Origin of the sequence: Rickettsia endosymbiont of Ceutorhynchus obstrictus, from assembly GCF_964026565.1 — a bacterium.
GTDB lineage: Bacteria > Pseudomonadota > Alphaproteobacteria > Rickettsiales > Rickettsiaceae > Rickettsia.
In genome coordinates, this window is record NZ_OZ032162.1 from 1,683,687 (window position 1) to 1,707,280 (window position 23,594).

Consider the following 23,594-nt stretch of genomic DNA (forward strand, 5'->3'; position numbering starts at 1 on the left):
TCACGCCAATTTTAGTAAATGGCAGAAAGGGTTAATGCCTTGGAGTTTAGAAGTAGCATAAAGTGACTTAATCCTTTCTAAGAATCTGTCGCCCCTTAGTGACCATGTAAAAAAAGAATTCTTTCGATATTTAACAAAATGCTTTATCTGTCGTTCTGCCAAGTTATTAGTTAGCTCTATTTGTGAATCATCTAAAAAGAGCCATATCATATCGAATGATTTTAGTATATTATTTGCTACTCTTTGGGCTTGTAAGTATTCAGTATTAGCGACATCTTGCAAGTAATACAGCATAATCTTTTTAATTTTCTGCATTACTGCTAAATATCGAGGTTTATCTAACTTATTTTCTTTATGTAAATTATAAAGCCTAAATATCGTATCAGTTACGCAAAGAAGGTCTGAACCAATTTTAGCAAGAGAGGCATTGTGACTATGAGCGAATCTTTTAAAATCTCTACGCAAATGAGCTAAACATATTTGACGATTGCTGCTGTCAAACATATTATAAGCCGCATATCTATCGCTTATTATTTTCCCTTCATATTCAGGTAAAAAACTTTCTAATATCTTTTGTCCTCTTGAATTAGCTAGCTTAAATACCGTAAAAGCTTTGTTCGTAGCTACCCAGCACCAATGTCTACTGCCTTTATTATTAGAACTTGTCTCGTCTAAATGAAGGTAACTGCTTTCTTCAATTTTATTCAATAATTCATTATATTTATCTTCTAACTTAACTGATATTCTGTTCTCAGTATTAGAGATCAAGCCAAGACTAATATCAAGGTTAAATATTTGGTTTAATATTGATTGTACTTCTCTCTTACTATTATTAAAGAATCCACTTAAAGAACTAATTATACTTTCAGCGTTCTTCCCTAATAATCGGTAATTATCTAGTTTTGCTTTATATCTTCTATTACATAAAGAGCATACTTTCCTATACAACCTATATTCCGTAACAACAGGTTTGATAACAGGAATTTCTATTTTTTGATGGGTTCTATATTTTTCTTCTAATAACAATGAACCACCGCACTTACAAATCTCTTCATCGGGCATAATATCAACATTGATATCTGACGTTTTTATTTGATAAGCGTTATATTTATGACCTGCTTGTCCCCCGGGATTTTTATCACTCTTGGGTCTTGTCTTCTTCTCTATCCGGTATATATCTTTAGAGCTAGGAAGACCAGAATTGCTAGAATTCTTATTTAGCCTATCTTCCAACTCTATTAGCTTAATCTTTAATTCTTTATTTTCTTGTAAAAGCCGTTGATTGGTTACTTCTAGTAATTCTACTAGCTTTTCTAACTCTATAATTCGATCGGATAGAACATTATTCATTGATGCTGCTACTTATTCTTGTCCTATCTATTTCTATACAATTCTATAACCTTTTTCAACTCCTTATTTATTTTTTATTTATATCCGTGAACGCTCACACTTATACTTGTTTTACAATTGCTATATCAAGAGCTATTACTTATGTAATTACCTCTTTTGGAATTATTTATTTAGTAAAGTATTTTAATAACTTTGGATTACTAATTATCATGATTCCTATAGCTTTAGGCACTGCGTTTGCTATAAATCATTTTGAAACGTTAGGAAAGAAAACTAACAACTATTAATAATAGATTTTGCAAAATTTAGCTGTTTCTTGTGCTATGTGAGGTAGTTTTAAATATTCCGCGAGAATTAAAAAGTCCTCTAGAGTTTCATCTATTATTTTTTTAGCTTTTTCAGGAGACTTTACTTTCAAAGTTTGGATATTATGAAATCTATCAAATAATTTAATAATTAGTAACTTTTTCTCTAAATTATGATATAATAATTTTAACATTTCTGCCGAGGTTATTTTCCCGTGTGGTTTGATTCGAGTTAAACCTTCTACTTGAATAGCTATCTCTCTTCCAAAAATTTTTGTAATCATTTCTTCGTTAAGCTCCGTATCCTCAATAGTATCATGAAGCAAACTAGTAATGATTATATCAGCAGTAAAAAAATTTTGCTCCATGTAAGCCGTATACTCCGCTACCATATATGCAACTTCTATCGGGTGAGAGTAATACGGGTCGCCTGATTGTCGCATTTGTGCGCCGTGATATTTCCGTGCGTAGTAAATGCCCTTCTTAACTTCTCGAATGTCTATTGGATATTGTACTAATTTGTTTAAAGAAGTAATTTTATCCAATAGCCTTGCGGCATAACCGCACATATCAAACTTTTCTTCCCAGCAATTGATATCTTCCACAAAAATTAATCCAAATTTATTAGATCAATCTTTATAACATTTTCTATTAATAATTTAAAGTAATAAATTGCAATGAGCAGTATTTTTTTAATCCTGCAATTTAATAATAATTTTTAAATAATACGAAATATAAAGCTTGAGTTATGTTAATATAATCTAAAATCCTACGAAGTTGTATATTATCTGCTTTATTTTCGCAACAAAAAATTTTGTAATTTAATTTAAAATATTATTTTAGCTTTTCAGCCGCTTCTTCTGCGTCTAGCTCGGCTTCTATTTGTTGCTCTTCTAATGCCATTTCTTTAGCGTGTCTTTCTATTAAATAACTATTGAGTATCCGCATGGGAATCATAACAACAATTAAAGCCGGTATAATAATTTTAAACATATCTTTGCTGTCTTTCCAAACTCGTGCATTTCTTTGCCTTTTTTCTTCCCTATATTCTTCCTCTGACTCTTCTTCTACAACAGAAATAGTGTCAAATTATTTAAGTTGCAAAAGTAAGTTAAAACATAGCTAACAATTATATTAATTATTCTTAATAAAAAAGTGCGGCGTTATTGTATGGCTACCGGAATCGTCATTGCGAGCATTTGCGCGGAGCGCGGCAATCCAGGAAATAATAGTCATCCTGAATTTATTTCAGGATCTTTTGCAAGAGATGCTGAAACAAGTTCAGCATGACAAAGACTCGATTGCTGCTCTAGACTACGTCCCTCCTCGCAATGACGGTGTTTTTTATAAGGATTTCGAGCCATGCAAACAATGCCTCGAAAAATGGCGAATGGCGTACCCTAGTGTATGATTTTCTAACCTCTGATAAATCTTTTAAAGTTAATATTGCTCTCTTTTATATTAAACAAAATTATAACGATAGGTCAACAATATGTTGACCTAAGTCAATTAAATATTATATACTATAAATAATTCTTATTGTATTTTACCATGGCTTATAAGTTAAGTTTTTCTAAAACTGCATTAAAAAATTTGCTCAAGATTTCTGCAAATAAAAGGAGCATTATATTAGAAAAGTTAGAGGTACTAAAATTAGACCCATATAAGGAAAATAATAATATAAAAAAGTTGACAAGTTATGATGGTTATAGATTAAGGATTGGGAATTACCGTGTTATATACAGGATAGATAAAGGAAAGGTAGAAATTCTAGTAATCAATATTGATGTTAGAGGATAAATATATAAATGAGCAATAAACATATAATAGAGTATCAGGGGAAGCCTGCTTTTGTGGTCATACCTTTTAGCGAATATCAGGAGCTTATAAACTTTAAAAAGCACCATATTACCGATGAAGAATTATATGCTGAAGGAATAGCTAAAAATGAGGAATATTTTCCTGAAGAATTAGTGCAAAAAATTCTAAACGGTGAGAATCCAATTAAAGTTTATAGAAAGTACCGTGAGCTTTCTCAAGAGCAACTAGCAATCAAAATCGGTAAAACTAAGCAATATATCTCAGCTATTGAAAAAGGTACAAGACAAGGCACAATAGATACTCTAAAAAAGCTCAGTACTGTTCTAAATATTGATTTGGATATGCTTAGCTAAACAAAATATTATTAGCGCGCCGTAGCGGACAATTTTAGACAAATTTACGAGCTTCGTATAGTCATTATTTACTTGTCTGCGGATATTAATTATATTGCTAACTAATAAAATCTATTCAACAAGCGGGGGCAAACTGCCCCTTTCTTTATATAGTACTATCACCCCCAATATAGTAGCATCATCATTTATATTTTGATGGTCTATTGTTTCGTCAAGCTGCTCTTCTACCGCAATAAGCTTTGACTTCATAAGCTCTTGCATATTATTTGTTATCTGCTCTATATCGGTTTTATTTACTAGAGCTTGTTCTTCATATTTCTTTGCTGCATTTGTTTTATTAGTAACGTACAAAGGCTTTTTGCTAGTGGCTATTGCCTCGTTATATTTTTCTATTGCCTTGTCATATTCACCTTTATTGGGCGTTGTTGTATGGCTCAGAAATTAATACAAAGTTAAAGGGGTAAATAATATACTAATATCATCTACCGTGAGCTTAGAAGACGTTTGAGCTGTAGGGTCAAACAGATTATTCATTAATTCTGCTTTTTTCTTTTGCATTTCTATGATTTTTTCTTCGACCGTTCCTGCAGTGATAATTTTATATACAAATACCGGTTTATCTTGTCCGATGCGGTGAGCGCGGTCGGTAGCTTGGTTTTCTACTGCCGGATTCCACCAAGGATCATAATGAATTATTGTATCGGCAGCAGTAAGATTAAGCCCGGTACCTCCGGCTTTTAAGCTGATTAAGAATAAAGGTACTGAGCCTTCTTGAAAGCTTCTTATAGGTGTTTCTCGGTCTTTGGTTTGTCCGGTAAGTTTAACATATGATATTCCTCTCAAGTTTAATTGTTCTTCTATTATTTGTAACATACTAGTGAATTGTGAAAATAATAATATTTTACGTCCTTCTTCCAGCATTTCCGTTAACATATTTATTAACTCCAACCGCTTTGCGGATTCGGTTATATTTTTTGCAGCATCCATCTTAAGTAAACTTGGATCACAACAAACTTGCCTGAGTTTTAGTAAAGCATCAAGTACTATAATATGGCTTTTTTCCATACCGTGCCGTGCTATTTCTTTTTGCACTCTTTCATGCATACTTACACGAATAGTTTCATATAAATCACGTTGCGCACCTTCGAGTTCTACGGTGCGAATGATTTCGGTTTTAGGGGGAAGCTCCGTTAATACTTCTTGTTTAGTACGGCGTAAAATAAAAGGTTTTATTCTTTCCGTTAGAATTTTTAATTTTTGATTATTGCCGTCTTTTTCAATGGGATTGCGAAATAAAGTAGTAAATTGTTTACTAGTTCCAAGGTATCCCGGTAATAGAAAATTAAATAACGACCATAATTCTCCTAAATGATTTTCTAAAGGAGTACCTGTTAGGCATACTCGATGAGTAGCCTTTATCTGACTAACTATTTGAGTAATTTTCGCATTGGAATTTTTAATAGTTTGTGCTTCATCAAGAATAATTGTATGATATTCATGAGATAAAAGAATATCTTTATCACGCAGCAATAAAGGATAAGTAGTTAGTATTAAGTTATATTTACTTATATCATTAAAATGTATTTTACGCTTAGCACCATGCAGAGTTAATACTTTGAGGTCGGGTACAAATTTTTCTGCTTCTAGCCGCCAATTACTCATAAGACTAGTAGGCGCAATAACTAAAAAAGGGTTGTTCAAGGATTTTTCAGCTTTTTCGGTGGCAATATGGACAAGCAGCTGAACGGTTTTTCCAAGTCCCATATCATCTGCAAGTATTCCGGCTAATTGATATTCACGTAAAAACTGTAACCAATTTAATCCTTCCTGTTGATAATTACGTAACTTCCCTTGAAAATTTGGAGGAATTGTTATCGGTGTAATACTGTTAAAATTTTTAAGTTTTTTTCCTAATTCCCGTATTTTATCTCCGCCGAACCAACGTATATTCAGAGCTTGCAACGCAGCTTCCATTTCTGCAAGCAGTGCTGCTTCTGAAAACTGCATTTTGAGTATGCCGTTTTCATCAATGTTATTTTGAAAACTAAATAAATATTGAATAGTACTAAGCAATGTTTTAATACGTTCAGGAGGAAGTGCTAAACGCTTACCGTCGGACAAAGGAATTAGAAAAGGTTTTTCGTTAGAAAAATTTTCAAGGTTAGCATAAATATTATTATCTTTTTTTAGCAAATTTAATAATATCGGTATTAGATTTAACTTATTACCTTCAATACTTACACCTAGCTCAACGTTAAACCATTGATTATCATTATCTTGGATTTCTCCATACCATTCTTTATCTGCATATACTATATTATACGGGAAAGACGGTAGCATTTTAATTTGCCAACCTTGCTCTTTAAGGCGTGTTATATCTTGCTTAACAAATTTTTCCCAAGCTTGTGCTATAATTTTATCTTTATGAAAATTTTCTTTCTTCTCTCCTATAGTTATATAGTCATAATAATCCTTTCTTATATTATAATAATTAGTGATATTCTTATATTTAATACCAAAACCTAAAAGCTGCAAGTAATCCATTATTCCTTTTTCTATTGAGATTTTACGAGGAATAATTTGTACCTCTCCTCCTTTAAAACGGCTGAATTCTAGACTTGGATCATCGCAAGCAATAATTTTCCCTCCATAATCAAAGGATAAACTAGCAGCTGCTACAGTAACAGGCTCTCCTATAGCACGTGCAGTCCAGCCGTTAGATTTTTGTGGTTGGATCGTAATTCCCATAAGCTTTAATATCGGTATCGGCTCTATATCTAATTTAGATATAGGAAGTTTTGTTGGGAGCAGCTCACCTGCATTATTCCCGAATATAGATATTAGTTTCTCGGTTAAGGCTTCCACTTGCTGTGGTTTAATATTAGGTGCTTTCAGAAGGTGAATTATTTGTTTATCAGGAATATCTAGCTTTATATCTACTATTCCTATTTTTCTTGAGATAGGACATATATAATGAAGCGGAGCTAAAGAAAGTATAACAGGTGCAGTAATATTCTCTACGGTAATATTTAAAGTTTGCGTACCGTCTGATTGCGTTTTCCAAATTAATTTAGCACTACGAGTTTCTCCAAATCTTAAGAAATTTTTGGGTGATTCCTCATCTTTTAAATAACAGCGTTCTGATTCAATAAGAAGCTTGAGTAAAAATAATACTTCCTCACCGCCTGAAATTGTATAGCTAGATCTAGAGCTATAGCTAGGAGTAGAAGTTAAGCCTGAAATTAAACGCAATATCACTAGATCATTATCATTAATATAATTGGGACGACCATATGACCAAGTGGTATCCAATCCACAACTTTTTCTACTACCAAATACACCTATTTTTTTAATATAAGCGATAGTAGGTGATACGGTAAGTGTTCCATGATTTCTAGAAAATTCTAAACTATAAATTAAAGTGTTTTGGGAATTAGAATCTAACTGTTTTTTATCCGCTTCTTTAAAACTTTCTAGCCATATGTTTAAATTTTGATCAAATGCTGAAGAGTCAATATTTGGAGATTCCGAAAATAATTTCTTTCCTTCTAACAATGTTGCAACTATATGCTTACAATCAAAGCCTACAGGACAAGAACAAATTCCTTCAAATATTTTACTGTTATCCTCACCTGTAATAATCTCGACTTCTACTTGATAAGGTTCATCTCTTGACCCCTGTACATCAGCTAATAACTTACCGTTATTAAATGATAGATTTTTTACGTATCCTTGTTTTGCATATGCACTGCCGCGCAAATAATCTTTATCCGGGAAATTATTGATAATATCTTCGGTAGTATAAAATTTTTTAAATGACATATTTTATTCTCTTTACTTATTATTAAATCTTTCTGCTGTTGTAATTTTTACTTTAATATTCTAATTGTTTTCAAAGATAGTAAAATAATATTTTCAGAGTTTTTCATTATCTATAATAAAATGGTTAATTACCGTTTATTTATAAAAATAAATTTTAGCACATTAGGTAAAATTTTTTAAACTCAATTCTCTGTTTGCAATAAAACTATGATTCTTTCTTTTCGTAGTGGCGTTGTTGCATGGCTCGACATCCTTATAAAAAAACACTGTCATTGCGAGGAGGGACATAGTCCCGACGTGGCAATCCAGGAAAAAATAGCAAAAAATGCTATGAAATTTATTATTTTCTAGATTGCCGCGCTCCTTGCAGTCGCTCGCAATGACGTTTGGGGTATCCACGCAACAATGCCTTCCGTAGTTCAAAAAGAAAATTTTTATATAATAAATGAAATTTTGTACCTAATACTCGAAATTTCATGATATAATTTATCTATGTAGATAATTATACTAAAAGGCATAAAAATTATGAAAGCTATTATTAAACGTGAACATTACCTACAAAAGATAGAAACACAATTTCTAAGTCATATAATAGTAGCTCTCTTAGGGCCAAGGCAATGCGGTAAAACTACTTTAGCCCATCAATTTGCTCATGCAAAAGAAGAAGTACATTTTTTTGATTTAGAAGATACAAGAGATTTAGCTGCATTAGAAAATCCTTATATAACATTAAAAGATAAAAAAGGCTTAATTATTATTGATGAAATTCAACGCTTACCCAATTTATTTCCTACACTACGAGTGCTAGCGGATGAACAGAAAGAACGATATTTCCTAATATTAGGAAGTGCTTCAAGAGATTTAATTAAGCAAGGCTCTGAAACACTTGCAGGCAGGATATCTTATATAGAAGTACATCCTTTTTCTTTATTAGAAGTTAGTAATATCAATCATCTTCATTTGCTTGGCGGGTTCCCTAAAAGCTATCTTTACCCGAAAACAGGTTTTGATTGGTTAGAACAATATATCAGAACATTTTTAGAGCGTGATATTCCAAATCTTGGTTTTTCTATACCGCCGATCACATTACGACGTTTTTGGACAATGCTTGCTCATTACCATGGAAATATTTTTAACGCTTCTGAAATTGGAAAATCCCTAGGAGTAAGCGATCATACCATAAAAAATTATTTAGATATTTTAACCGGTACTTTTATGGTACGCCAATTATATCCTTGGTTTGAAAATATTTCTAAACGTCAAAAGAAACGACCTAAAATATACTTCACCGATTCAGGTATATTTCATCATTTGATTGACATACACTCACAAGAGCAATTATTAAAACATCCGAAATTAGGTGCTAGCTTTGAAGGATTTGCCTTAGAACAAATAATACGACTTTTTGATAAACGAAGTGAAGATTGTTATTACTGGGGAATACATCAAGAAGGAGAACTAGATTTATTTATAAGATATAAAGGTTTAAAGCTGGGTTTTGAATTTAAGTTTAACGATGCTCCTACCCTTACCTCTTCAATGTATAAAGCAATAGAATATTTAGCCCTAGATAAACTATTTGTTATATACCCCGGTGAAAAAAAATATCAATTAGCGGATAATATAACTATTATTCCTATTAAGGAAATAAAAACAATTTTATAATATTGTTGATTACAATTTAACCCCAACTACGGATAAGGAATTATCCATAGTTGGCGTTATTTATTGAGATAAAAATTAATAATAACTAAATATCATTTCATTTAAGCTTAAAGGATGCGAATACCCTCCTAATCATACTCGGAATTTTAAATATTAATTCTTTCTTATCTCAATGATCAATGAAGCATTTTAAGTTAATGCTTCATTCTTTTTCTTGTCTAACATAAAATTTCTATTGACTTTTAATAGAAAAATCATAAATCTTTACAGCTAGAAATTTAGAATAGTAAAATAATAGTAAAAATATTATGAAAAAATATATATTAGTAATAATTATGCTTTTAACGAATAAGGTTGTATCTGCACAAGAGCAAATAAATAATCTTGTTGTACCGGTTAGTTATTTTATTAATCACGTATCGCAATTGGAAAAGCTGGGAAGTAATCTAACTAAATATAAGCAGTCTAGCATAGTAGGGATAAGCGGTATGGGTAAAACGCAGCTTGCTAGAATGTATGCTTACGAAAATAAAGCAAATTATGATCTTATTTGGTTTATTGATTGCAATCTAGATATTGAGCAACAATTACTAAGATTAGCAAAATCTATTAATACCCAATTAAAATCTCCGATGATTTCAGAAGATGTCGCAATAGTAAGGAAGGATTTAATGACTTATCTAGCAAGTAAAGATAGATGGTTATTGGTGTTTGATAATTTAAAAATAAAGGAAAATAAGAAAGTAGCAGATTTTATTAATTGGGAGCATAACGGGAATGTTATATTCTGTTCTCAAGATAGTGAGCTATTACCTCATATAATAAAAGTAAACGCTTTTAGTAAAACAGAGTCTATAGCACTTGCAAAAAATATTTTAGAAAATAAAAACCCGGAATCAATAGAGTTTTTAGCCCAGGAATTCGGAGGTTATCCGATACTTATGGTTCAAGGTGCCCAACTATTAAATCAGGTACAAGGTTTAAACCTCGAGGAATATAAGAAAAAGATACGGGCATCCGATGATAAAATTGAGCTAAATATAAAGCTTGCCATTAATGAATTAAAGCCAACTGCTAAAAAATTATTAAATGAAATAGCTTTAATAAATAATCAAAGTTTTTCAAAAGAATTATTAAACTCTATTACTGAAGATAAAAATACTCTAGATGATGACATTTATCAGCTTTCTAAATTTGCATTGATCTCAAATATTGATCCTAATGAGGTTAACCCGGTATTTGAGATGCATGATATTATAGTTGAAAAAATATTACAAATAAATGGAAGTAAAGAGAACAAAAAACATCTTGAGCAGCTTGCTACTAACCTATTAAATTCTATACCTAAAAGTGTAGTGAAGGGTCGTATTTTTAGGAATGCTAAAACTGTGTCAGAAAATATCGAAATAATCACAAAAAATGCAGAAAAGTATGATGTCTCAATATATAAGCTTCTAGAATTAAAATTACATCTAATTGTACAAGCTATTAATTCTTCTAATTTAAATAATGCTAAAAAATTAGTAGATTGGTTGGATAACAAGGATCAAGAAAAGAAGTTTAAACTATGGAAAATGAATAATGAAGAAAAACGTGACTATGCGGCATATTTAGGGCTTATAGGATGGTATTATAGAAATTGTGCAGATCATCAGGAGGCAATTAAGTATGATAAGAGAGCAAAAGAAGTATTTGATGAAGTTAAAGGATATGATTCTTTTAAATGTAATGTAATTTATGGTTCAGCTATATCTAACATTGAGCGTGGAGATATTAATGAGGCAGAAAAAAATATTCAAATAATAGAAAATATGTTTAATCAAAATTTAGTAGATAAAGCCGATATTGCAACTTTATATTATGCCAAAGCTAAATTATTTTTTATTCAAGGTAAATATGATGAAGCATTAAAGCAAATTGATAATTCTATAAATATATGTGTGGAAAATGGAGTGAATTCTAAAGACTTATTCCTGACAGGATATTATATATTTAAAGTAGAGATATTAAATAATCTTGGTAGATATCAAGAAGCTTATTCGCAGGCAGAGCAAGTATATAATATGAATAAGCCGAGCAAGAAAGAAGACCATCAAATATTTGGGCGTATTTTTACTCAGATGTCTAGAGCTGAACTAGGACTTAAGAAAGCTAAAGAAGCTTTAGAATATGCCAGAAAAGCTAAAACAATCTACATTAATGATCCAATGAGACCTAACAGTAATATTATTACATCGCCGGACATATATTTAGCCAAGGCATTTGTTGCAGAAGGGGATGCTTTAGCCGCTCTTAATAAAAATGAAGAAGCAGTTACGTCTTATGCAACAGCAGAAAATATATATTGGAATAACTATCGAGATAATATGAAAAATGTCGATGAAATAAGTATTATGTATCTTGCAGCTGCTAAAGCTAGTTGCGGCGTACCTAAAGACAGTGCTATACCTCAAAAATTTTGGTACAAGAAATTTCGTAATCATCATATAGAAAAATTTGGAGGTGATCACCCACGAAGTAGAGAAATTTTAAATTTGAAATGTTATAGCCCAAGTTACTAATATATTAAAAAATCTAATTGACTTTTAGTGGCGTTGTTGCATGGCTCGAAATCCTTATAAAAAAACACCGTCATTGCGAGGAAGGGCGTAGTCTAACATACCTTAGATATAAGTATATCCTGCTTTGAAAGTTATAAAATTCTTACCTCGAATAAATGTTATTTATCTAAGAATTATTTCGTAAATGTAACATGCTTACAAACGATTGAATCTCTACTTAAGTATTACACCGGCTTTATACCTCAAAATATTACCTTATTATTTTTCATTATGCTTTTCAGTTAGTTTCTTTTCTAGATAACACCGATTTACAAAAATTTTTTAAATATCGATTAAAGCACGCTTTAAGTAGACATATAACAGATTATACCTTAGGTAATTTAAACTCTTACTTAAGGTACCAACTAAAAATAAGGATAATATTTTTATGAATAGGGTAGAAACAAGAATTTTTAACTATGGAAAAAATATAGATGCAAATTTAAAAAACATTTCTAAACAAATAGATGAAATAAAGGAATTACTAGATATACAGCTAAATTCAGAAAGCTTCAGACAAGATAAATTTAAAGACGAGCTAAGCTACCGTACTAAAGTAGGTGAGTACAGGCGAATGTCAAAAAATTTGCTTGTATCAAGCGATCGAGATGACGCGGTATTTCCGGCAGATAAAGGGTTTATAAGTGAATGGGATGATGAAGATGATGAGGATTACTTAGATGATAAAGGATGGATAAAACTTCCACCGGCAAAATCAGAATGAATCTATATTTTTTCATGCTTTACAAAAGCTTCTATTAAGATGATGAATAATAGATAACTAGAACTCATAGAGAGATTATACACTTATTATCCATAGATACTCCTATACGTGTTATCATGGTTCCTTCACCATTATCTTTTTGATTTAATAAACGCAACTTTAGCACAATATTTATCTACTATATAAAATAATACAACTAAATCAGTGTTTAAAAATATTTCCTTTACTTTATAAATAATTAATATGTAATGTGCGTTTTTAATTTAATAAAAAATTAACAATTCTAGCACCTAAACTAGAATGGTGACCCCTACGGGAATCGAACCCGTGTTACCACCGTGAAAGGGTGGTGTCCTAACCGCTAGACGAAGGGGCCTTTATTTAAAGGATAACAAGCTAAAGTTTTATACATCATCCTTGAAAATATTGCAAGCATGAAATTATGGGTATTTAGGAGCTATGTTAACACGAACTATGGATAAGTTCTTATCCTAAATTCGCGTTATTAAGGTCTATACATCAAATTTCGCGAGTCTCGCTTGTACTCAACTAGTAATCTAACGCGAACTATGGATAAGTTTTAGCTCAAAAACTTATCCATAGTTGGTTACTCTACGCGTAGCGTACGGCTAAATTCAGAAAGCTTCAGACAAGATGAATTTAAAGGTGAGCCTGCGCTAGCCGTTAATAATAGGTGAACACAGGCGAATCCAGAAAAATTCGCTTGTATCAAGCGATCGCGATGACGCTGTAGCTCGCTCTAAAATTTAACGTCTATACCTTTAACGTTGACGTATTGAGGATGATCTCACATTATTAGGAGTGCTAGGCGGCATGAGTGAGGTAGAGATGTCTACGGCAGCAGGATGATCCGTCCGAATTTTACGGATAATTTGTTGTTGTTTAAGATTATTAATTTTTTGTATCCCGGCATTTGCTATGGATTTAGTGATTTTAGCAGTTTCTGCTAATAATTCCTTTGAGCTTTGTAGTCGGTCGATTTGTTCATAATGATTTTTAAGAAATTTTTCTTTAACCCTATTATCGACTCCTTTCAATTCGGCATATGTTTTGTATAATCCCTTTAAATTTGCTTTAGTTGTTACCATTTGTTTTTCAGGAGATTCTTTAAAGATTGACTTAATAGAATTTATAAAAATACTACCTATTTCTTTGATTATATCTATTGCAGGTGATACTATTTCCTTTATTCCTTCGTAAATTTTTTGTAAGCCATTAGTAATAATGTTTGATACTTTAGCTTCGTATTCTTGAGGTATAGGAGATATGTTAGCAATTATATTACTCATTTCTTCAAGTTTACTAGCTAGATTAGTTAATGATTTCTTTTCTTGTACATCGTTATATTGATGAGCAAATGCATCAGCTATACCCGTTTGTACGTCAAGGTTAGCTGTGATGATTGATTTAGTATCATCAAAGGAAAATCCTACAGGTGTTTTTTTGTTAGTCTCATTAGAAGGATTATGAGTGATATATGATAAGTCTGTTGCTGATGTTTTTTGTCTTATGGGACTATCAGCTTTTAGTCTGTTCAGTCTATCACGTAGTGCTTGATCTTGTCGGTTACCTAATTCTTTACTTTTTGCTTCGAGTTTAACCTCCGACTGTATTTGCGCTAGTAATTTATCTACTTCATCATCGGAATGCGAATCTTTACCCCATAATTTATCTAATCTTGCATTAAATTGATCAAAGTTGTTCATCTCATTTTGTAAATCTTTTTCTGATCGTTCTGTAAGTTTTGCCACTCTTGCTTCCAATTCTTGCAATGATCTAGCATTAAATATTTCATTATTTCTTTTAGACATTTGTTACCTTTAATATTACTATTTATTCAACCTAAAGTAGCTATTTAAGTCGAATCAAAAAATCAATTAACTATTTTATATCATTAATATTTATTATTTGTAATAAATATCAGCTAAGTTCTATAATTAAGTTTTGTCGGTATTGACCATTATTATACTTTTTATTAGTTGTGGCGTTGTTGCATGGCTACCGGAATCGTCATGGCGAGCAACTGCAAGGAGCGCGGCAATCTAGTGTTTGTCATGCTGAACTTGTTTCAGCATCTATTAAAAAGATCCTGAAATAAATTCAGGATGACAGAAAAGTATTTTTCCTGGATTGCCACGTCGGCACTTTGTGCCTCCTCGCAATGACGGGGTAAGATCGAGCCATACAACAAGGCTCTTAATAACTAATATAGTAATTTTGATCTTTAAGACTACCTAAATGGTAAGAACGGTTATATATTACCGACGGTGCGGTGTTCTTCCGCTTCTAAAAACTTCTCTAATTCATTTCTAGTATATTTTTTTTCAACAAGCTTTACTTCCTTATCAAAAATATGCCGAACGGCTTTTTCTTCTAGAGCCGGTCCTTTAAGCTGTTCAACTGCCTTTTGATTATTTTTATAAAATTCAAATATCATATTTTCTTGCCCCGGGAAGTTTCTAGCTTGGGACATAATCACGTTTCTAAGATCATCCGACTCTATCCGTAAATCTTTAATTTTTACGTACTTTGCTAGCATTAAGCCGATTTTCACACGGCGCAGCGCTAGTTTATTATAATATTCGTTTATTTCTTCCGGCGATTTACCTTTAAATAACGATTCTTCGCCATCGCTTCCGTTGGTTTCATTCTTGTCGGTTTCGGACTTTAAAATATTCTTTTCTTGAACAAGTAAAGATTCCGGTACATCAAAATTTAACAATTTATCTAGCTGATCGAATAAACTCATTTTCATGATAGTATTAATAGCTTCTTCCGCTTCGCTTTCTATTTTTTTCGTGAAATGCCCACGTAATTCTTCTAAACTATTAGCGTGAAATTTTTTGGCGAATTCATCATTGACAACGGTAGGCTCGGCGGTATGCACCGCTTTTATCTGTACTACAAAACGAGCCGGTTTACCGGCAATATCTTTTGCATGGTAATCTTCCGGAAAAGTTACGTTTACTTCTACTTCGCTTCCTACTTTTGAGCCGATTAGTTGTTTTTCAAAACCGGGAATAAGACTATTACTACCGATTACTAATTTATAATCGGTAAGTTTACTACCTTCAAAAATTTTATCGTCTATATATCCGATCGCATCAATAGTAGCTTGATCGCCTTTTTTAATTTTCGCCGTGCTTTCTTTACTATAGCTTTTTGTTAATTCGGCAAGTTTGTTGATTTGTTCGTTAACATCATTTTCTTGCACTATCAATTTTGGTCTATCAATAGAAATTTTTGTAAAATCAGGAATTGCAATTTCAGGTAATAACTCTAGTTTTAAAGTAAATTCTAGGTCTTTGTTATTCTCATTTTGTAAATCTTCAATCTTTGGATTACCGATAATATTTAACTTCTTATCTTCAATAACATGGCTAACATTATGGTTAATTTTATGTTCGACTATGTCTTGCCTAACTGATTTTTCGTATTTTTGTTTAACGATGGCAATAGGTACTTTACCGGCGCGAAAGCCCGCAAGCTTAACTTTTTTTGTTAAATTAAGTAACTCTTTTTGAATCTCATCGTTAATTTCATTTGAAGGAATTGAAATTTTTGCATGAAAATCCAATCCTTCGCTTTTCAGTACGGTAACTTGCATTCTATTAATCTCGTCAACTAAATATTATAAATTTATGGTACGCCGTAGTGTACAGCTTGCTAACCAATATAGACCAAAGAATAGGAATTTGCAACACTTTTAGCATGAAAGAAGGTTATACGTAATTGTAACAAAAACCTATTCAACAAGCGGGGGCAAATTGCCCCTTCTCTTTATATAGTACTATCCACGCCCAATATAGTAACGTCATCATTTATATTTTGCGGCTCTATTAATTTGTCAATTTGGTTTTCTATAATCATAAGCTTTAATTTTGTAGATTTATCAACTATAAGCTCTTGCATATTAGCAGTTATTTTCTCTATATCGGTTATATTATTAAGTTCTTTAGCTTTGTGTATTATATCCTTTATAGTGTCTTTTATTATAGCTTTATCTTTTGCATTTATTACAATATTAGTAGCTACTTTATCGTTTATTCCATCAGCCAACTTTTGAAAACTCATTAAATTTTTATTTCGCTGTAGGTATTTCTCAATTATAACTTCGTTTTGTTGACCTATATTATTTTGTCCTAAATCTAAATCCGTAATAATAATATTTTCTCTCAAAGCTTTTATAATTGCTTTTGTCCCTTCATAAGTTATATTATTCAATGCAATAACGAGATACTTTAAACTATTGTTGTTTTTCAGGAATTCACTTATTAGCTTTGCTCCTTCATCACCTATATTATTATTGTGTAAATCTAAATATACAATAGTATTATTTAATTTTAGGGCTTCAATAATTGCCTTAATTCCTGTAATACCTATCTTATTTTCGCCAAGGTAAATATGTGTAAGAGTATTAACCTGTAAAATTTCAGCTAATATCGATATTTTTTGATCGCCTAAGTCACTACAACTAAAACTAAATTTTTCTAGCCGCTTATTTGCTAAAGCTTCGGTAATGATTTTTATACCTTTATCGCTTATTTGAGTACCAAAAAAACTAACCTTAGTGATTGTAGCAATATTTCTTAATTTATTCGCCATTAGTTTTGCTGCTTCATCACTTATTGTTGGAAAACAAATATTTACAGAAATATCATTATTAGAAAAACTATTTACTAATTCGTTAAGCTCATTATTTAAGGAATCTGTAAGTATTTGTGCGTGTTGTTCTTCATATTTCTTTACTGCATTTGTTTTATTAACTAGATTATCTTTTTTATTCGTTAATAAATCACATATATTTTTAAAGCCATTTTTTGTAGCTAAACTTAAAGCTGTATCACCATTTTTATTTACGTGATTAATAGCTTCATTAGACATTTTAAGAATAAGCAATTCACAAACTTTGTCTAAACTATTACTAGCAGCCCAAGTTAAAGCCGTATTGCCATTATTATTAACTTGATTAATAGCCTGATCGGTCATTTTAAGAATAAGCAATTCACAAACTTTGTCTAATCCCTTATGTGCAGCCAAAATTAATGCCGTATAGCCGTTATTATTAACTTGATTAATAGCCTGATTAGACATTTTAGGGATTAATAGCTTACAAACCTTTTCTAAGCTCTTACTGGCAGCAAAAGTTAAAGCCGTATCGCCATTGCCATCAATTTTGTTAAGTATATCACCATTTAGCTTTTTAACTAAATTTTCTACTTCTTCTGCTTTACCTTTTTTTATTGCTAAAATTAGTTGATTATATTTTAGAGCTTGTTGTTCTTCATGTTTCTTTTCTGTGTCTGCTTTATTAGCTAAATTATCTTTTTTATTTGTCAATAAATCACATATATTTTTAAAACCGTTTTTTGTAGCTAAACTTAAAGCTGTGTTACCAGTATTATTAATCTGATTAATAGCTTGCTCCGTCATTTTCGGCATAAGCAGCTCGCATACCTTTTCTAATCCTTTATTTGCAGCCCGAGTTAAAGCCGTTTCACCATTACTAGTAGTAACCTGATTAATAGCCTGAACAGACATTTTAGGTATTAGCATTTCGCAAACATTACTTAAGCCGCTACCCGCAGCCAAAGTTAAAGCTGTAACGCCATTACCATTAACGTTATTAATAGCCTGATCGGTCATTTTAGGTATTAGTAGCTCACAAACCTTTTCTAAGCCTTTCCCAGCAGCTGCAGTTAAAGCCGTTTCACCGTTACTATTAACGTGATTAATAGCCTGATCAGTCATTTTAGGTATTAGTAGCTCACAAACCTTTTCTAAGCCATGACCTGCAGCCGAAGTTAAAGCCGTATCGCCGTCTTTATCAATCTGATTAATAGCCTGGTCGGACATTTTATCAATAAGTAATTCACAAACTTTGCCTAAACTATTACTAGCAGCCAAAATTAGAGCCGTATCGCCGTTACTATTAACGTGATTAATAGCCTGATCGGTCATTTTAGGTATAAGTAGCTCACAAACCTTTTCTAATCCCTTACCGGCAGCCAAAGTTAATGCCGTATTGCCGTTACTATTAACGTGATTAATAGCCTGATCGGTCATTTTAGGTATTAGTAGCTCACAAACCTTTTCTAAGCCTTTATTAGCAGCCAAAGTTAATGCCGTACTGCCGTTATTAGTAACCTGATTAATAGCCTGATCGGTCATTTTAGGTATTAGTAGCTCACAAACCTTTTCTAATCCCTTACCGGCAGCCAAAGTTAATGCCGTATTGCCGTTACTATTAACGTGATTAATAGCCTGATCGGTCATTTTAGGTATTAGTAGCTCACAAACCTTTTCTAAGCCTTTATTAGCAGCCAAAGTTAATGCCGTACTGCCGTTATTAGTAACCTGATTAATAGCCTGATCGGTCATTTTAGGTATTAGTAGCTCACAAACCTTTTCTAAGCCATGACCTGCAGCCGAAGTTAAAGCCGTATCGCCGTCTTTATCAATCTGATTAATAGCCTGGTCGGACATTTTATCAATAAGTAATTCACAAACTTTGCCTAAACTATTACTAGCAGCCAAAATTAGAGCCGTATCGCCGTTACTATTAACGTGATTAATAGCCTGATCGGTCATTTTAGGTATAAGTAGCTCACAAACCTTTTCTAATCCCTTACCGGCAGCCAAAGTTAATGCCGTATTGCCGTTACTATTAACGTGATTAATAGCCTGATCGGTCATTTTAGGTATTAGTAGCTCACAAACCTTTTCTAAGCCTTTATTAGCAGCCAAAGTTAATGCCGTACTGCCGTTATTAGTAACGTGATTAATAGCCTGATCGGTCATTTTAGGTATTAGTAGCTCACAAATCTTTTCTAAGCCTTTACTAGCAGCATAAGTTAATGCCGTATTGCCATTGTCTTTAGTAACAACATTAATAGCGTGATCGGTCATTTTAGATATTAGTAGCTCACAAACCTTTTCTAAGCCATTACTTGCAGCCAAAGTTAATGCCGTATTGCCATTGCCTTTAGTAACAACATTAATAGCCTGATCGGTCATTTTAGGTATTAGTAGCTCACAAACCTTTTCTAAGCCTTCACTAGCAGCATAAGTTAATGCCGTATTGCCGTGATCTTTTTCAATAGCATTAATAGCCTGGTCAGACATTTTAGAAATAAGCATTTCACAAACTTTTTCTAAGCCTTTATAGGCAGCCCAAATTAAAGCCGTATCACCGTTATTATCAACTTTACTTAATTGAGTAATATCCATTTGTGCAATTAAGTTTTGCGCTTCTGTTATATTTTTTTCCTTTATAGCTTCTATTAGTCTCTCATGTGACGTTTTTGTTAACGTATTCCATAAAAACATAACTACCTCTTTAGCTTGTATTTATTAATATCTGTTAACCATAAGTTAACCTTTATATTTGCTAAAATAATTACAAGTATACCGGCAACAAGTCAAATAAAAAAGGTTAAAAAATTAAATATAACGTTAAAAAGTGAGATAATAACTAGAGAATATTATTGTAAGATTTCATTTGATTAGCTTAATCTAAATACTCTACTAGTCGTTTCTGTGAGAAACAGCCCGTAAAGTTCGTGATATTCGGCTTTGAAAGCTGCAAGGTCTAGACTGCTACGAGTGCAGTTTTTCCATGAGATGAGGGGTTTGGTGTTAATGGTTAAAATGGTGTGTAGCCCCATATAATTTGTAACGATATCTTTTAAGTCATCTTCTTTAGCATGTAGTATTTGCTTTAGCTCCTGGAGTTTGTGGAGGTCTTGGACTATTTTAGCTATTTCTTTACTAGCTTCGATTATATTATCATCTATATTTGTTTGCGGCTCCGGTAGCTTATCAGACATATCAAACGGCATTATTGCATTGCATGAATCAATTGAAGCTTCAATTGTCTCTTCTGTTGCTTCTAACAATCTATCCATTTGTTATTTATGCCCCAAAGCAGGAGCAACCCCTTTGAATCTGCCGAACAAACCTTTTATTGAACTCGCAATAATACCGGTTATGCTATTGCCGTAATGCTTACTATCGTCTTGCATATTGTCCCTAGTTATCGCTCTTCTATAGCTCGGCAAATATAAATTCACCTCATTTAAGAATACTGCTCGCTCTAATGCTCGCCGTTTCACTAAGCCGTTAAGCCTGACACCTCCAGAGTGAACCCACTTAAGCAGCTCATCGGCAGCACTAGAATATTCACCGCGATTGAGCTTTTGCCGCAAGGTTGATGCCTGAAACGCCCCGCTGCCGCAATTAAAGATAAACGAGATTAAGGCGGCTTTTTGGGGTATGCTTAAATAAACGCTGCAATATTTATATAATATTCTTTGCGCTTGTGTTACGTCTTCCTCAAGTAACCGCTCGGCTTGTTCTTTGCTGATACTCTCACCTATTTTGGCTTGTTCATGCGGCTTTATCACATGCCCGTAGCCGATTGTTTTAACCCCCGCAGGACAGAGGTAAGCGTTAAGCCTCAAACCTTCAAATTGTTTAATTAAATCTTTGGCGTGTTTTCTAGAAGCCATTAATATTGTCCTTATTTCTTATATTTGCTAATGGCACGATTGCCGAACCAGAAGCATATAACAGTGTTAAATATTCCCTGATCTTCTTCCGTCCATATTTCGACTATCGTACCTTGATATTTATGTTTAAAATAAACATACGATAAAACGAACATGAAAGTAATTAAAGGACGCACTAAAGCCGCTAACGCATCAACCCACTTAACACTGCTAGGCGCGGCATGTAAGTATAAATATTTACTTTCCTCCGTATCCGCTTGGATTTTCACCGCGGCCAGTTTTGAAGTTTGGTTTGCTTTTGCCGCTTCTATTTGTAAATTGATTAGCTTTAGCTCATGCTCTTTGTCCTTCTTGTCCTTAACGAAATTTAAAATTTCCGGCACAAAGCTACTAAGGAAGCCTATTAAACTGCCGATAATTGTTAACATATTAATTTACCCGTTATTTTCATCATTGATATTTTTATACTATTAGCTTATTATATTGCTCTTGAGATCGCCATATTTGAAAATGTTTATTATCAAAATTAGCATCTCTATAAACTCTAAATGAACCGGTAAACCATCTTACCCTAAATTGTACGGCATCGCCTAAATCGGAACACATATACACCTCTCCGCCTTGCCTTATCATATCTAACTTATATTTAGCATCGAGAAATTTACGATTATTAACGTCAGCTTCATACTGTATATTTCGTATTTGCTGCGTTAAATTATTAGTTTGGGTTTGCACCGAAGCAAGTTGATTAGATATATTAGTATATTGATTATTTTTTTGACTAAGCTGATTATTTAAATTACTTATTTCCAGCTGTTTTTGATTTATTTGTCCGTTTAGGTTATTTATTTGTATTTGTAAATTGCTAATTTGGCGATTCTTGGCGGTTACGTCATTTGCCGCATTATTATAATTGTTTTTTGTACTCTCTAACTCCTGCCGCAACTTATCTATTTCGGTTAATAACATTTCTTCGTTATCTTCCGAGAAACTGCTACCCGTCCAACTATAATCTTCCATGACTTCGGTAATTACTTCCGGTTGTTCCGTTGCCGGTAATGGGGATTGCGGTATAATTGCCGGCTCCCTAGCGGTGCTTTGAGTAGTATCAAGATAACTTTGATTACTACCCTAATTGATATTAACATGTATCGTATAAGTTAAACTTATCGGCAGCAGCGGAATTTTACTAGTTAAACTTTTTAATGCTTCCCTGCCTCCGTTTGAACTAATAGACCAGGGCAATACTATATATTGATCTTCTATAACGCTATTATTATCGACTTGCGAAAAAGGCGGAGTAGCACCGGTTAAAAATGTTAATGAGTTATGGGGAAGGGTAATTAATTCTTTACCGATTAAGCTGTTAATTTCTATCTCAATTTTTTCTACGTCTTTCGGTATAATATTCTTCTTAAGATTTAATTTGGCTATTTCCGCTAAGTGGTTCGATTTGGCTTTATAAACATCTTTCATTAGCTTTTTAAGCTTTCTGATCTTTAGCGGTGATTTAAATGTTTTAGTTATCTTACGCATGGCAAACTTCCCCTTAACTATCTGTATTTATATAACTTTATTTATAGTTTTATTATACCATAAACAGGGGGGATTTGCATTAAATAAAACACTTATAGGTAGTATTATTTTAAGTAATTCTCAACCGTAAACAAGGCGGGAGTAAGGTAAAACAAATTACGCCCCGGGACGTTTCTTTTCAGCATTCTAGTTAATAATTCTTGTGCTTTCGGGTCGCCGTTTCTTGCCATCGTATAGATTTTGCCGATATCGATTAAATCGCCGCCGATCGGTCCGGCTAAGCTTTCTACTAGATTATGCCCGTAACGATCATATTCGCCAAAGATAAAATCACCGTATAAACCAAGCCCGCCGCCTTTCATTAGAGAAGCAGCAAATACGCCTTCCTCGTTTAAACCTACCGGCTCTTGACCCTTTAATAACCTTCCGGCGTTAAGCGATAAATAACCAAGCCCCGTAGTACCGAGCATTAGCTGCGGAAATATCTTAAGAGTAGTGGGGTTACGCATTGTTTTAGCTACGTCTTGCCAGGTGCCTTTGTCAAATAACCCATAGCCTCGTTGCTCATGAATCGGTATTTGATCAATCGTTACAGCTTTTAATGGACGAATTACATAACTATAAGGAAAAGTTTTAAACTGCATCAAACACTTAATAACTGCCGCCATCGGTGAGCCCGGTTTTATGCCAAGACCTGCCAACTGCATTGCGCTTTGTTCTGCCGTATGAGGGGTAGGAATAGCGGTATCTACTCGGTCAATAAAATATCGTTGTAAATTGTTGGTTAGGTCTTGTTTTAATCTTGTTCTATTTAGTTCATTTACTATTTTGCCTTGCGCTTTTAAATGTAGGTCTATTATATTATCAGGTAACAAATTAATATCCGG

Annotated in this window: 20 protein-coding genes, 1 tRNA gene and 2 pseudogenes; 7 read left to right on the forward strand and 16 right to left on the reverse strand. The window is 32.7% G+C overall.

The window, feature by feature from the left end; translation table 11 throughout:
- The 3 genes from tnpC to AAGD64_RS09725 all read right to left on the reverse strand — a co-directional run bounded on the left by tnpC (position 1) and on the right by AAGD64_RS09725 (position 2,648).
- Complete coding sequence (gene tnpC / locus AAGD64_RS09715) at positions 1–1,350, reverse strand: IS66 family transposase (protein ID WP_341792665.1); 1,350 nt, start codon at positions 1,348–1,350, stop codon at positions 1–3.
- Between the two features lie 283 nt (positions 1,351–1,633).
- Positions 1,634–2,260, reverse strand: coding sequence for an HD domain-containing protein (locus tag AAGD64_RS09720; protein WP_341793271.1), 627 nt, complete (start codon positions 2,258–2,260; stop codon positions 1,634–1,636).
- Positions 2,261–2,489: 229 nt separating this feature from the next.
- On the reverse strand, positions 2,490–2,648 hold the full coding sequence (locus AAGD64_RS09725) for a hypothetical protein (RefSeq protein WP_341793272.1): 159 nt from the start codon (positions 2,646–2,648) through the stop codon (positions 2,490–2,492).
- Positions 2,649–2,922: 274 nt separating this feature from the next.
- On the opposite strand from AAGD64_RS09725, the gene AAGD64_RS09730 reads away from it, so the two are divergent.
- From AAGD64_RS09730 to AAGD64_RS09740, 3 genes are all read left to right on the forward strand, one after another.
- Entirely contained in the window at positions 2,923–3,066 is a 144-nt protein-coding gene (locus AAGD64_RS09730) for a hypothetical protein (RefSeq protein WP_341793273.1), read from the forward strand.
- Between the two features lie 140 nt (positions 3,067–3,206).
- Positions 3,207–3,455: a type II toxin-antitoxin system RelE/ParE family toxin gene (locus AAGD64_RS09735; protein WP_341793274.1), complete on the forward strand. Its 249-nt coding sequence runs from the start codon at positions 3,207–3,209 to the stop codon at positions 3,453–3,455.
- Positions 3,456–3,463: 8 nt separating this feature from the next.
- The gene (locus tag AAGD64_RS09740) at positions 3,464–3,829 is read left to right on the forward strand and encodes a helix-turn-helix transcriptional regulator (RefSeq protein WP_253308340.1); all 366 of its coding nucleotides are present in this window, start codon (positions 3,464–3,466) and stop codon (positions 3,827–3,829) included.
- Between the two features lie 111 nt (positions 3,830–3,940).
- On the opposite strand, the gene AAGD64_RS09745 is transcribed toward AAGD64_RS09740, so the two are convergent.
- The 3 genes from AAGD64_RS09745 to AAGD64_RS09755 form a co-directional block, all read right to left on the reverse strand.
- Complete coding sequence (locus tag AAGD64_RS09745; RefSeq protein WP_341793275.1) at positions 3,941–4,180, reverse strand: hypothetical protein; 240 nt, start codon at positions 4,178–4,180, stop codon at positions 3,941–3,943.
- A gap of 90 nt (positions 4,181–4,270) precedes the next feature.
- Positions 4,271–7,651: a DEAD/DEAH box helicase gene (locus AAGD64_RS09750; protein WP_341793276.1), complete on the reverse strand. Its 3,381-nt coding sequence runs from the start codon at positions 7,649–7,651 to the stop codon at positions 4,271–4,273.
- Positions 7,652–7,813: 162 nt separating this feature from the next.
- The gene (locus AAGD64_RS09755) at positions 7,814–8,050 is read right to left on the reverse strand and encodes a hypothetical protein (protein WP_341793277.1); all 237 of its coding nucleotides are present in this window, start codon (positions 8,048–8,050) and stop codon (positions 7,814–7,816) included.
- Between the two features lie 126 nt (positions 8,051–8,176).
- Between AAGD64_RS09755 and AAGD64_RS09760 the strand changes: the two genes are divergently transcribed.
- From AAGD64_RS09760 to AAGD64_RS09770, 3 genes are all read left to right on the forward strand, one after another.
- The gene (locus AAGD64_RS09760) at positions 8,177–9,316 is read left to right on the forward strand and encodes an ATP-binding protein (RefSeq protein ID WP_341793278.1); all 1,140 of its coding nucleotides are present in this window, start codon (positions 8,177–8,179) and stop codon (positions 9,314–9,316) included.
- Positions 9,317–9,624: 308 nt separating this feature from the next.
- Positions 9,625–11,877 carry a tetratricopeptide repeat protein gene (locus AAGD64_RS09765; protein ID WP_341793279.1) on the forward strand — a complete coding sequence of 751 codons (2,253 nt, stop codon included), beginning with the start codon at positions 9,625–9,627 and terminating at the stop codon, positions 11,875–11,877.
- Between the two features lie 427 nt (positions 11,878–12,304).
- The gene (locus AAGD64_RS09770) at positions 12,305–12,640 is read left to right on the forward strand and encodes a palindromic element RPE3 domain-containing protein (RefSeq protein WP_341793280.1); all 336 of its coding nucleotides are present in this window, start codon (positions 12,305–12,307) and stop codon (positions 12,638–12,640) included.
- Between the two features lie 301 nt (positions 12,641–12,941).
- Here the strand turns inward: AAGD64_RS09770 and AAGD64_RS09775 are convergent.
- Positions 12,942–13,016 (reverse strand) — tRNA-Glu (locus AAGD64_RS09775).
- Positions 13,017–13,260: 244 nt separating this feature from the next.
- Here AAGD64_RS09775 and AAGD64_RS10670 point away from each other — a divergent pair.
- Positions 13,261–13,396 (forward strand): annotated as a pseudogene (locus AAGD64_RS10670) (palindromic element RPE3 domain-containing protein); the annotation flags it as partial.
- Positions 13,397–13,422: 26 nt separating this feature from the next.
- Here the strand turns inward: AAGD64_RS10670 and AAGD64_RS09785 are convergent.
- From AAGD64_RS09785 to AAGD64_RS09825, 9 genes and pseudogenes are all read right to left on the reverse strand, one after another.
- Positions 13,423–14,472, reverse strand: a complete 1,050-nt coding sequence (locus tag AAGD64_RS09785; RefSeq protein ID WP_341793281.1) for a hypothetical protein — start codon at positions 14,470–14,472, stop codon at positions 13,423–13,425.
- A gap of 440 nt (positions 14,473–14,912) precedes the next feature.
- Positions 14,913–16,268 carry a trigger factor gene (gene tig / locus AAGD64_RS09790; RefSeq protein WP_341793282.1) on the reverse strand — a complete coding sequence of 452 codons (1,356 nt, stop codon included), beginning with the start codon at positions 16,266–16,268 and terminating at the stop codon, positions 14,913–14,915.
- A 173-nt stretch (positions 16,269–16,441) separates the two neighbouring features.
- Positions 16,442–19,990, reverse strand: coding sequence for an ankyrin repeat domain-containing protein (locus tag AAGD64_RS09795; protein WP_341793283.1), 3,549 nt, complete (start codon positions 19,988–19,990; stop codon positions 16,442–16,444).
- 176 nt (positions 19,991–20,166) lie between these two features.
- Entirely contained in the window at positions 20,167–20,568 is a 402-nt protein-coding gene (locus AAGD64_RS09800) for a hypothetical protein (RefSeq protein WP_341793284.1), read from the reverse strand.
- Positions 20,569–20,751: 183 nt separating this feature from the next.
- Positions 20,752–21,171, reverse strand: a pseudogene (locus AAGD64_RS09805) (lysozyme); the annotation flags it as partial.
- Positions 21,172–21,182: 11 nt separating this feature from the next.
- Positions 21,183–21,599 carry a hypothetical protein gene (locus tag AAGD64_RS09810; RefSeq protein WP_341793286.1) on the reverse strand — a complete coding sequence of 139 codons (417 nt, stop codon included), beginning with the start codon at positions 21,597–21,599 and terminating at the stop codon, positions 21,183–21,185.
- 34 nt (positions 21,600–21,633) lie between these two features.
- Positions 21,634–22,191: a hypothetical protein gene (locus tag AAGD64_RS09815; RefSeq protein ID WP_341793287.1), complete on the reverse strand. Its 558-nt coding sequence runs from the start codon at positions 22,189–22,191 to the stop codon at positions 21,634–21,636.
- Positions 22,192–22,302: 111 nt separating this feature from the next.
- Complete coding sequence (locus tag AAGD64_RS09820) at positions 22,303–22,707, reverse strand: hypothetical protein (RefSeq protein WP_341793288.1); 405 nt, start codon at positions 22,705–22,707, stop codon at positions 22,303–22,305.
- Between the two features lie 104 nt (positions 22,708–22,811).
- On the reverse strand, positions 22,812–23,582 hold the full coding sequence (locus AAGD64_RS09825; protein ID WP_341793289.1) for a hypothetical protein: 771 nt from the start codon (positions 23,580–23,582) through the stop codon (positions 22,812–22,814).
- Positions 23,583–23,594: the final 12 nt, after the last annotated feature.

Coding starts and splice junctions, on each gene's coding strand:
- AAGD64_RS09820 (WP_341793288.1), bottom strand. CDS start 22,707: ATGCGTAAGATAACTAAAACATTTAAATCACCGCTAAAGATCAGAAAG.
- tig (WP_341793282.1), bottom strand. CDS start 16,268: ATGCAAGTTACCGTACTGAAAAGCGAAGGATTGGATTTTCATGCAAAA.
- AAGD64_RS09785 (WP_341793281.1), bottom strand. CDS start 14,472: ATGTCTAAAAGAAATAATGAAATATTTAATGCTAGATCATTGCAAGAA.
- AAGD64_RS09800 (WP_341793284.1), bottom strand. CDS start 20,568: ATGGATAGATTGTTAGAAGCAACAGAAGAGACAATTGAAGCTTCAATT.
- AAGD64_RS09735 (WP_341793274.1), top strand. CDS start 3,207: ATGGCTTATAAGTTAAGTTTTTCTAAAACTGCATTAAAAAATTTGCTC.
- AAGD64_RS09730 (WP_341793273.1), top strand. CDS start 2,923: ATGCTGAAACAAGTTCAGCATGACAAAGACTCGATTGCTGCTCTAGAC.
- AAGD64_RS09750 (WP_341793276.1), bottom strand. CDS start 7,651: ATGTCATTTAAAAAATTTTATACTACCGAAGATATTATCAATAATTTC.
- AAGD64_RS09740 (WP_253308340.1), top strand. CDS start 3,464: ATGAGCAATAAACATATAATAGAGTATCAGGGGAAGCCTGCTTTTGTG.
- AAGD64_RS09810 (WP_341793286.1), bottom strand. CDS start 21,599: ATGTTAACAATTATCGGCAGTTTAATAGGCTTCCTTAGTAGCTTTGTG.
- AAGD64_RS09760 (WP_341793278.1), top strand. CDS start 8,177: ATGAAAGCTATTATTAAACGTGAACATTACCTACAAAAGATAGAAACA.
- AAGD64_RS09795 (WP_341793283.1), bottom strand. CDS start 19,990: ATGTTTTTATGGAATACGTTAACAAAAACGTCACATGAGAGACTAATA.
- AAGD64_RS09770 (WP_341793280.1), top strand. CDS start 12,305: ATGAATAGGGTAGAAACAAGAATTTTTAACTATGGAAAAAATATAGAT.
- tnpC (WP_341792665.1), bottom strand. CDS start 1,350: ATGAATAATGTTCTATCCGATCGAATTATAGAGTTAGAAAAGCTAGTA.
- AAGD64_RS09725 (WP_341793272.1), bottom strand. CDS start 2,648: ATGTTTAAAATTATTATACCGGCTTTAATTGTTGTTATGATTCCCATG.
- AAGD64_RS09815 (WP_341793287.1), bottom strand. CDS start 22,191: ATGGAAGATTATAGTTGGACGGGTAGCAGTTTCTCGGAAGATAACGAA.
- AAGD64_RS09765 (WP_341793279.1), top strand. CDS start 9,625: ATGAAAAAATATATATTAGTAATAATTATGCTTTTAACGAATAAGGTT.